We start from the raw sequence: 902 nt of genomic DNA, 5'->3' as shown, positions 1-902 counted from the left end.
GCGGCCACGGCGGCGCGGGACTCGGGGCGGACCTTGTCCTCCAGGGCCAGGGCGCCGATGACCGCTCCGTCCCGGAGGACGTGGAGCACCCCGGCGCCGCGCGCCACCCACTCACGGGTGGTCCCGGTGATCGTCGCGGGCGTGGACAGGCCGAGCTCGCGCAGCATGTTGGGTCCGCCGACCGTGATCTCGGCGCCGTCGACCGTGGCGCGGACGCCGCGGCCGGTGGCCGACCGGAGGTCGGTGCCGCGCAGGCCCAGCCGCTGCGCCTCGGGGTCCTGGGCGGCCGCCGTGACGATGGCGCGGGCCACGGGGTGCTCGCTGTCGGCCTCGGCCGCCGCCGCGAGCGCCAGGAGCTCTCCCTTCGAGGTGCCGGGGACCGGGACCGCGCCGGTGACCGCGTGCGCGCCCTCGGTGAGGGTGCCGGTCTTGTCGAAGAGCACCACGTCGATGGTGCGCATCCGCTCCAGGGCCAGCCGGTCCTTGATCAGCACCCCGGCCTTCGCCGCGCGCTCGGTGGAGATCGCGATGACCAGCGGGATCGCCAGGCCCAGGGCGTGGGGGCAGGCGATGACCAGCACGGTCACGGTCCGGATCACCGCGTCGTCCGGACTGCCCAGCAGCGTCCAGGCGACGGCGGTGAGGATGCTGGCGGCCAGGGCGAACCAGAACAGCAGCGCGGCGGCGCGGTCGGCCAGGGCCTGGGCCCGGGAGGAGGACTCCTGGGCGGCCGCGACCATCCGCTGGATCCCGGCCAGGGCGGTGTCGGCGCCGACGGCCTCCACCCGCACGCGCACGGTGGTGTCGGTGGCCACGGTCCCGGCGACCACCGTGTCGCCGGGTGCCCGGCTGACGGCCTTGGACTCGCCGGTGATCATGGACTCGTCGAACTCGGCCGTCCC

1 protein-coding gene is annotated in these 902 nt (G+C 76.2%); it reads right to left on the bottom strand.

Annotation, left to right across the window (positions count from 1 at the left end; translation table 11 throughout):
- Positions 1-902: HAD-IC family P-type ATPase (locus tag CRM73_RS19395; protein ID WP_229588822.1), on the bottom strand; the 902-nt coding region annotated here is incomplete at both ends.

This window comes from Kocuria sp. CCUG 69068, assembly GCF_020833785.1.
GTDB classification, from domain to species: domain Bacteria; phylum Actinomycetota; class Actinomycetes; order Actinomycetales; family Micrococcaceae; genus Kocuria; species Kocuria rosea.
The sequence above is the reverse complement of the archived record's forward strand: the minus strand, read 5'-3'. Positions and strand labels throughout refer to the sequence as shown.